This window comes from Kitasatospora sp. NPDC091257 (genome assembly GCF_044757675.1).
GTDB lineage: Bacteria > Actinomycetota > Actinomycetes > Streptomycetales > Streptomycetaceae > Kitasatospora > Kitasatospora lactacystinica.
Genome location: NZ_JBIVVI010000358.1, coordinates 1 through 7,404, shown reverse-complemented (window position 1 = coordinate 7,404; position 7,404 = coordinate 1). Strand labels below are relative to the sequence as shown.

Sequence of the window (7,404 nt, the reverse complement as noted above, 5' to 3'; positions counted from 1 at the left end):
CTTGACCTGCGCAAACACCGTTCAGCTCCGTTTCCCGCCCGGTCGTCCGGGACGAGGTTCCTCGTGGGACGCTCCCCACCCTCGACCTGCTGCTGCTCGCCGTCTCGATCGGCGGCATCTCGCTGTCCGGTCCGCTGATCAGCGCCACCGCCGCGCCCGCGCTGGCGATCGCCTTCTGGCGCAACGTCATGTCGGTCGGCGTCCTCGGCCCGTACGCGCTGCTGCGCCACCGCGCCGAACTGCGCGGGATCGGCCGGCGGGCACTGCTGCTCGCGGTGGCCGCGGGAGTGCTGCTCGGCGTGCACTTCGCGCTCTGGATGCCCAGCCTGCGGATGACCTCGGTGGCCTCGGCCACCGCCCTGGTCACCACCACCCCGCTGTGGACCATCCTGCTGATGCGGCTGATGGGCGTCCGGGCGCCGCGAGCGGTCTGGACCGGCACGATCGTCGCCTTCGCCGGCGTGCTGGTGCTGACCGGCGTGGACCTCTCGCTCTCCCCGCGCGCACTGCTCGGCGACGCCCTCGCGCTCGGCGCGGGCCTGGCCGCGGCCGGGTACATGCTGCTGGGCGCCGAGGTCCGCAGGACCGTCAGCACCACCGCCTACACCCTGGTCTGCTACGCCACCACGGCGGTCGTGCTGCTGGGGATCTGCCTGGTGGCCGGAACGCCGCTGGCCGGATGGCCGGCCGGGGTGTGGTGGCAGATCGTGCTGCTGATGGTCGCCGCCCAGCTGCTCGGCCACTCGCTGAGCAACCGCGTGGTGCGCAACCTCGGGCCGTCGATCACCTCCACCGCGATCCTGCTGGAGACCCCGGGTGCGGCGCTGATCGCCGCCCTCTGGCTGGGCCAGTGGCCCCCGGCGGCCGCCTACCCGGCGGTGGTGCTGATCCTGCTCGGCCTGGTCCTGGTCGCCCGCGGCGGGCGGCGCTGACCGTCGGCCCGGAGCCGGCCGCGGCGGTCAGAGCCAGCCGTTGCGGCGGAAGCCCCGGTACATCCCGACGCAGATCAGCACGATCGCGCCGAGCACCATCGGGTAGCCGTACTCGTGGTGCAGCTCGGGCATGTAATCGAAGTTCATGCCGTACACGCCGGTGATCATGGTGGGCACCGCGAAGATCGCCGCCCAGGCGGTGATCTTGCGCATGTCCTCGTTCTGCGCCACCGAGACCTGCGCCAGGTTCGCCTGCAGCAGCGAGTTCAGCAGCTCGTCGAAGCCGTGCACCTGCTCGGCGACCCGGGCCAGGTGGTCGGCGACGTCCCGGAAGTACTTCTGGATGTCCGGGTCGACCAGCCGCTGGAGCGGCTCGGACAGCTGCTGCATCGGGCGCAGCAGCGGCACCACGGCACGCTTGAACTCCAGTACCTCGCGCTTGAGTTGGTAGACCCGGCCGACATCGGCGCTGCGCCCGCCCTTGGCCGAGAAGACGCCGTACTCGATCTCGTCCACGTCGTTCTGGAGCCGCTCGGCGACCAGCAGGTAGTTGTCCACCACGTGGTCGGCGATCGCGTGCAGCACCGCCGCCGGGCCCTTGGAGAGCAGCCCGGTCTCGTCCGCGTCGGCCTCCAGCCGGTGGCGCAGCTCCTGCAGCGAGCCGTGGCCGCCGTGCCGGACGGTGATGACGAAGTCCCGGCCGGCGAAGACCATCAGCTCGCCGGTCTCCACCACCTCGCTGGTGGGCGTGAGCTGGTCGTGCTCCACGTAGCGGATGGTCTTGAAGACGGCGAACAGCACGCTGTCGTAGCGCTCGACCTTGGGGCGCTGGTGCGCGTGCACCGCGTCCTCGACCGCGAGCGGGTGCAGGCCGAAGCGCTGGGCGATCCCCTCGAACTCGGCCTCGGTCGGCTCGTGCAGCCCGATCCAGCTGAACGATCCCTCGCCCTCGGGGAGTTGGTGGGCGGCCTTGACCCGCCGGGCGGCCTCGCGGGGGCTGCACGTCTCGCCCCTGCGCTTGCCGTGCTGGTAGACCGCGCAGTCCACGACCGCCGAACCGGCGTCCTCGGGCAGGACGTCGTAGACGCCGGACGCACCGCGGCGGCGGTTGGTGCGGACGGCGGCGCGCAGGCTGTTGATCATCGACATGGCAGGCTCCCAGAGGCAGGAACCGTCGCGCGGCGGCGCGGAAGGAAAAACGTTCGGCCGCGGTACGACGGCGGAGAACACCGGTGAAACGGGGGATGAAAGTGCTCTCCCGGCCGGTCCGTCCGCCGTGGGGCCTGTGCCCGGGGCTACCGCGGCTGATTCAGCCGGTTGGGCCTGCGGGGCGCGGGGTACGGGGGAGTCGGGGCCGGGTAGAGCTGCCGGTACTGCATGGTCGGCCGGTATCCACCGCAACCACCTCCTTCGCGCCGCCGCCCCGGGACGAAACGATCCCGGTGGCCAGTCGCTCACCCTAACATCTGACCGGGCGTCGAAGCCGTGGGGTTTCCCGGAGGTTTCCGAAGGCTTTACAGGATCCTTGTGCGGCCCCGCCGCGAGCGCCCGCGCACCCGCCCGCACGCGGCCCGCGAAGCCCCGGGGGTTACGCTCACCGGCATGGCGCACGACTTCCCGCTCTTCGGCGACCCCCACGGCGGCACCTCCCCGGAGCTCTCCCGGGAGGCGGTGCTGGCCGCCGTCGAGGCCCGGCTGATCTCCACCTTCGGCGAGCCGGGCGGCCGCGCCGCGGTCACCTTCCTCGGTGCCGACCGGATCGAGGTGCTGCGCTTCGGCCCGGACACCGAGGACCTCGTGCGGTACGCCACGCTCGGCATGTCCGCCGCGCCGATGGCCGACCCGACCGCGCCGGTCGCCGACCAGGTGCGCGGCCCGCGCGCCGAACTGGTGCTGACCGTCCGGGGCGGGCGCGACAGCGTGCTGCGCACCCTGGCCACCTTCGCCGCCACCCCGCAGGTCGAGGGCCTGGTGGTGGCCCCGGGCGGCTCGCTGGACCTCGGCTCCCCGCTCTGGGACGGCGCGCCCTTCACCTCGGTGCTCGCGGCCGAACCGGGCGGCCTGGTCGAGGACCTGGAACTGGCCGAGCCGGCCGATCCGGTCCGCTTCCTGCCGCTGCTGCCGATGACGCCCAACGAGGCGGGCTGGAAGCGGGTGCACGGCGCGGCCGCGCTGCAGGAGCGCTGGCTCGACCAGGGCGCCGACCTGCGCGACCCGAACCGCCGCGGCGTCCGGCTGGACTGACCGCGATGTGATCGGACGGGGTGCGGCGGCGTCGAACCCCGGGGCAAGGGATCATGAGTCCCCTGCCCCCGCGTTCGCGTCCGTCCCCGCGTCCGTCCCCGCGTCCGTCCTCGCGTCCGCTCAGCGCTCGATCGGCTTGGCGCCGGTGGCCTGCGCCAGCAGTGCCCCGTACACCTCGGGGTCGGTGGTGTGTTCGCCGAGCCGGACGGTCTTGCGGGTGCCGTGGTAGTCGCTGGAGCCGGTGACCAGCAGGCCGAGCTCGCCGGCCAGGCCGCGCAGCCGGACCCTGGTGTCCTCGTCGTGGTCGGTGTGGTCGACCTCCAGCCCGGCCAGCCCGGCCGCCGCGAGGTCGGCGATCACCTGGTCGGAGACCGTCCGGCCGCGCTTGACCGCGCCCGGGTGGGCGAACACCGGCACCCCGCCGGCCGCCCGGACCAGCCGGACCGCCGCGACCGGGTCGGTCTCGTGCTTGCGCACGTCCGCCCGCCCGCCGTTGGCCAGCCAGTCGGCGGTGAAGGCGTCCGAGACGGTGGCCACCACGCCCGCCTCGACCAGCGCGCTGGCGATGTGCGGCCGCCCGACCGAGCCGGCCCCGGCGATCCGCCGCACCTGCTCCCAGCTGATGTCCGCGCCGAGCTCCCGGCAGCGCTCCACGATCGCCCGACCGCGCCGGAACCGGTCGGTGCGCACCAGGTCCCGCTCGCGCGCGAACTCCGGCTCCTCGGGGTCGAACAGGTACGCCAGCAGGTGCATGCTGATGCCGTCCACGGCACAGGACAGCTCGGCGCCCGGGACGACGGTCAGCCGGCTGCCGGCGGGCAGCTCGCGCACCGCCCCGGCGGCCTCGGCGTGGCCGGCCACGGTGTCGTGGTCGGTCAGCGCCACCACGTCGAGGTCCGCGGCGACGGCCGCGGCGACCAGCTCGGCCGGGCTGTCGGTGCCGTCGGAGGCGTTGCTGTGGGCGTGCAGGTCGATGCGCACGGGTCGGGCTCCTGGGGGCTCGTGGGTGCCGCCCAGGATAGGCCAGCGGTCAGCCGAGCAGCCGGGGGGAGAGCGCCCCGCAGGGCAGCAGGTCCAGTTCGGCGCCCGCCTCGCGAAGGTCGGTCAGCACCAGCTCGTCGTACATCACCAGCGCGGACTGCTCGGGCCAGGCGACCGCCCAGAGCCAGAGCCCGCGGCCCTCGCCGGCGAACACCGCGCGGTCGGCCGGGGCGTCCGGGACGTGGAACATCGGAGTGGGCCGCCCGGCGGCCATCAGCTTGGCGTCGGCGGGCTTGTAGAGGCCGACGGAGTCGCCCGGGTCCGGCCCGGGCAGGCCCGCGTAGCGGGCACCGAGGCCGACGCCCAGCTCCTCGGCGATCAGCACCAGCTCGCCGAAGCCGCCGAGCGGGGCCGGTCCGGAGCAGGCGACGGCGGTGGCCCGGGCTCCCGAAACGTCGTCACCGACGTGGGCGATGCCGGTGTAGAGCCAGCCGACCGGGAGCGGCCAGGGCAGCCAGACCGGGACCTGGGAGCGGGCGACGGCGACGCCGAGGGCCTCCACACTCGGGGGCAGCACGGGCTGCATCGGGTGCACGGCTCCGTGCCGGTCGCACTGCCAGGTGTCTGAGAACAGACCGGGGGCGCGGACCCGACCGGCGCACCTCGGGCAGCTTGGCTCGCCCCTCATAGCCGTCAACGCTCCTCCCTCCGGACCGCCGCGTCAAGGACGATCACCCGTACGGAGGGCTCGGCGGCACCTGTCGGTGGCGGACGCCCGGACCGGCACCGGGTGGGCGCGGCGCGGGCGGTTCCCGTTGGGGGATGTCCCGTCCCGGGCGGCGGCAAACGTTCCGGCTCCGACCCCGAACGCACTGACGCCCCGTCATCGGCGAATGCGGTGACGGGGCGTCAGTCGGGTATCGGAACGTCCGGATCGGACGCTCCCGGGTCGTCGGCGGCGGGTGTGGGCTCCGGGTCGGAGGCGCCGCGCCGGGTCAGACGGTCGGGCACGGGCGGATGAGCAGGCGCTCGCCGGTGCGGGCGGCGGCGTCGACGACCTCGCGCACGGTGGCGGCGTCGGCGATGAGGCGGTCGGCGGCGGAGCCGTTGGTGTCGTCGAGCCGGACGATCTCGAAGCGCATGGTCTTCGTCATGGGCGTCTCCTTTCCTGACCCCGCGGGGCGGGGCGGTCGCGGCTGAGTCGGTATCAGCCCTTTCGGGGTCCTGCGGATCCGGCGGTGAGACCGGACCGGGCGGGTCGTAGTCGCGGGTGCGGCGGTCTGCTGCGGCAAGGGCCCCCCTTGCTTGCCTGGTGCGTCCAGTGCCTCGTGAACCACGGTGACGTGGCGGTGCTACCGGGCCGTTGCCCGTCCGTAAAGTCCAGGTTTCGGGAGATTGGCGCCGAGCGGAGGCCGGCGATGATTCCCGGACAGAATCAAAGATTACCGTAACTAACGAATTTTGTCCTGTGGTGAAGCCGGTCGAAGTTGCAGAAGTGGTACAGACCACTTTCGGTGAACCGGGGGAACCGGACCGGTCCGGCGGGCGTCGGCGCCGGCCGCGTCAGCCCCAGAAAGCGGCCAGCGCCTCGGCCGTGGCGGCCGGCCGCTCGGCGTTGGGGGAGTGGCCGGCGTCCGCGACCACCACCCGGCGGGCACCCAGCCGCTCGGCCATCGCGGTCTGCTCCGGGACCGGCCAGGCGTGGTCCCGCACGCCCGACAGCACCAGCAGCGGCAGTCCGGCGGTGGCGATGGCCAGCTCCGCCACCCGGTCCGGCGCGGCCACCAGATGGCCGCCGGTGACGGACAGCGCCCGCGGCACGTTGGCCAGCCAGCGCCGGTGCAGGAACTCCGCGACGGCCGGTTCCAGGCTCGGCCGCGGCTGCCCGCTCTCCGCCTCCAACTGCCGCATGACCTCCCGCTGTAGGTGCTCTTCCGCCAGCCGGCGTGGGTCAGGTCAACATCCATCCTCATAGCCCTTCCGTACCGCACGGATCGTCTCCATAGATGCGGCCTGATTCAGTGCCTCGATCTGAAGCCGATCGTAGCCCCTGAACAGTGGAAGGACAGTGTCGATATCGCGATCAAGATAACCGCGGACTTCGGTCTCGCCGTACCCGAGCAACTTGCGGTCGGGCATGGTCAGCAGGGTCACATGGGAGCTGAAAGGCCGTTCCTCGCCCAGGGAGTACGGGGCGACCTGAATGATCACGCTCGGGGAGGCGGCAAGCTGCTCAAGGTGCTGTAGCTGCTCGATCATCACCTTCGTTCCGCCGACAGGTCGGCGCAGGCAGCTTTCATCGAGAACTGCATGAAGTAGAGGGGTCGGAGTGCGGGCCAGGAGTTGTTGGCGCGTCATGAGGAATGCGACCCGTTCCTCGGCCTGTTCGGGAGTCGCGGTGCCGCGCCTGATGTTGGCCGCTTCCCAAGCGCCGGCGTAAGCATGGGTCTGCAGCAGCCCGGACACGATGTCGATCGAGAACAGCCGCACCTCTGCGGCGCGGTTCTCGTGGTTGGCGTACTCCGGGAAGCCCGGCACGAGCGCGGTGTGCTTGTGCTGCCACCACATCAGCATCAACGTCCCGCCCGTTTCCAGGACTTCGTCGGCCTTGGTAGCAAACTTTTCACTCGGCGGTCGGTGCGCAAGTTCAACGAACGAGACGTACGAGGCGCTGACTCCGCACTTGCGCGCGAGCTGGTGCTGCAGGAGGCCCTTCGCCTTGCGTGAGTTGCGGAGTTGGATGCCGAAGGGGGCCCAGGGGCTGGATGACGGGTCGATTTCCTTGATGTTCACCATGGGGGCTCCGACTCAACGTGGCCTCGAAGTCAAGTTGTTTGCGCTTCCGATGCTAGGCGAATCCAGGCCACCATATGCACAGAACGTGAAACTCCGATCGCAGAGGGTTCCCCATGCCCCACGACCAAGCCACCCGCCTCCACGGCTACGGCGTCCGGTTCGACACCACGGCCGACCGCTACCGGGTCCGCAACGAGCTCACCGGGGAGTGGCTGTGCCGGCCCACCGGCGAACTCGCCGCCTTCACCTTCTTCGGGGACGCCTACAGCGCCTGGCGCGCCTTCGAGGTCCACAAGCGGCCCGGGGAGAAGTGAGATGTCCTCCACCCTCTCCCGCGCGACCGCCGAGCAGCGCCAGCAGGCCGCCGACGTCCTGGACGACCTCGCCACCGTCCTCGCCCTCGGCGGCGTCGAGCTCCCCACGCTCGAAGTCGACTGGGCGGACGGCCGCC

At 72.2% G+C, this 7,404-nt stretch carries 10 protein-coding genes; 3 read left to right on the top strand and 7 right to left on the bottom strand.

The annotated features are described in order from the left end of the window. The coding region (locus tag ACIQOV_RS18265; protein ID WP_401049603.1) for a hypothetical protein at window positions 1-190 on the bottom strand (190 nt) is incomplete at its 3' end. Here ACIQOV_RS18265 and ACIQOV_RS18260 point away from each other — a divergent pair. Then, on the top strand, window positions 108-932 hold the full coding sequence (locus ACIQOV_RS18260) for a DMT family transporter (RefSeq protein ID WP_401049605.1): 825 nt from the start codon (window positions 108-110) through the stop codon (window positions 930-932). The two genes, ACIQOV_RS18265 and ACIQOV_RS18260, sit on opposite strands and share 83 nt — an antisense overlap. 27 nt (window positions 933-959) lie before the next feature. Here ACIQOV_RS18260 and corA read toward each other — a convergent pair whose 3' ends face one another. Beyond that, the gene (gene corA, locus ACIQOV_RS18255; protein WP_401049602.1) at window positions 960-2,081 is read right to left on the bottom strand and encodes a magnesium/cobalt transporter CorA; all 1,122 of its coding nucleotides are present in this window, start codon (window positions 2,079-2,081) and stop codon (window positions 960-962) included. 453 nt (window positions 2,082-2,534) lie between these two features. On the opposite strand from corA, the gene ACIQOV_RS18250 reads away from it, so the two are divergent. Then, window positions 2,535-3,176 (top strand): suppressor of fused domain protein, encoded by a 642-nt coding sequence (locus ACIQOV_RS18250; protein ID WP_359903526.1) that lies wholly within the window; start codon window positions 2,535-2,537, stop codon window positions 3,174-3,176. Between the two features lie 120 nt (window positions 3,177-3,296). Here the strand turns inward: ACIQOV_RS18250 and ACIQOV_RS18245 are convergent, their stop codons facing one another. From ACIQOV_RS18245 to ACIQOV_RS18225, 5 genes are all read right to left on the bottom strand, one after another. After that, entirely contained in the window at window positions 3,297-4,157 is an 861-nt protein-coding gene (locus ACIQOV_RS18245; RefSeq protein ID WP_401049600.1) for a PHP domain-containing protein, read from the bottom strand. A 49-nt stretch (window positions 4,158-4,206) separates the two neighbouring features. Further along, window positions 4,207-4,845 carry a DUF6758 family protein gene (locus ACIQOV_RS18240; RefSeq protein WP_401049598.1) on the bottom strand — a complete coding sequence of 213 codons (639 nt, stop codon included), beginning with the start codon at window positions 4,843-4,845 and terminating at the stop codon, window positions 4,207-4,209. Window positions 4,846-5,152: 307 nt separating this feature from the next. Continuing rightward, window positions 5,153-5,311, bottom strand: coding sequence for a hypothetical protein (locus tag ACIQOV_RS18235; protein ID WP_359903649.1), 159 nt, complete (start codon window positions 5,309-5,311; stop codon window positions 5,153-5,155). Between the two features lie 409 nt (window positions 5,312-5,720). Continuing rightward, the gene (locus tag ACIQOV_RS18230) at window positions 5,721-6,068 is read right to left on the bottom strand and encodes an alpha/beta fold hydrolase (RefSeq protein ID WP_401049596.1); all 348 of its coding nucleotides are present in this window, start codon (window positions 6,066-6,068) and stop codon (window positions 5,721-5,723) included. A gap of 45 nt (window positions 6,069-6,113) precedes the next feature. Continuing rightward, on the bottom strand, window positions 6,114-6,953 hold the full coding sequence (locus tag ACIQOV_RS18225) for a Scr1 family TA system antitoxin-like transcriptional regulator (protein ID WP_401049594.1): 840 nt from the start codon (window positions 6,951-6,953) through the stop codon (window positions 6,114-6,116). A gap of 113 nt (window positions 6,954-7,066) precedes the next feature. Here ACIQOV_RS18225 and ACIQOV_RS18220 point away from each other — a divergent pair, with 113 nt between their 5' ends. Continuing rightward, the gene (locus ACIQOV_RS18220; RefSeq protein WP_401049592.1) at window positions 7,067-7,267 is read left to right on the top strand and encodes a hypothetical protein; all 201 of its coding nucleotides are present in this window, start codon (window positions 7,067-7,069) and stop codon (window positions 7,265-7,267) included. Window positions 7,268-7,404: the final 137 nt, after the last annotated feature.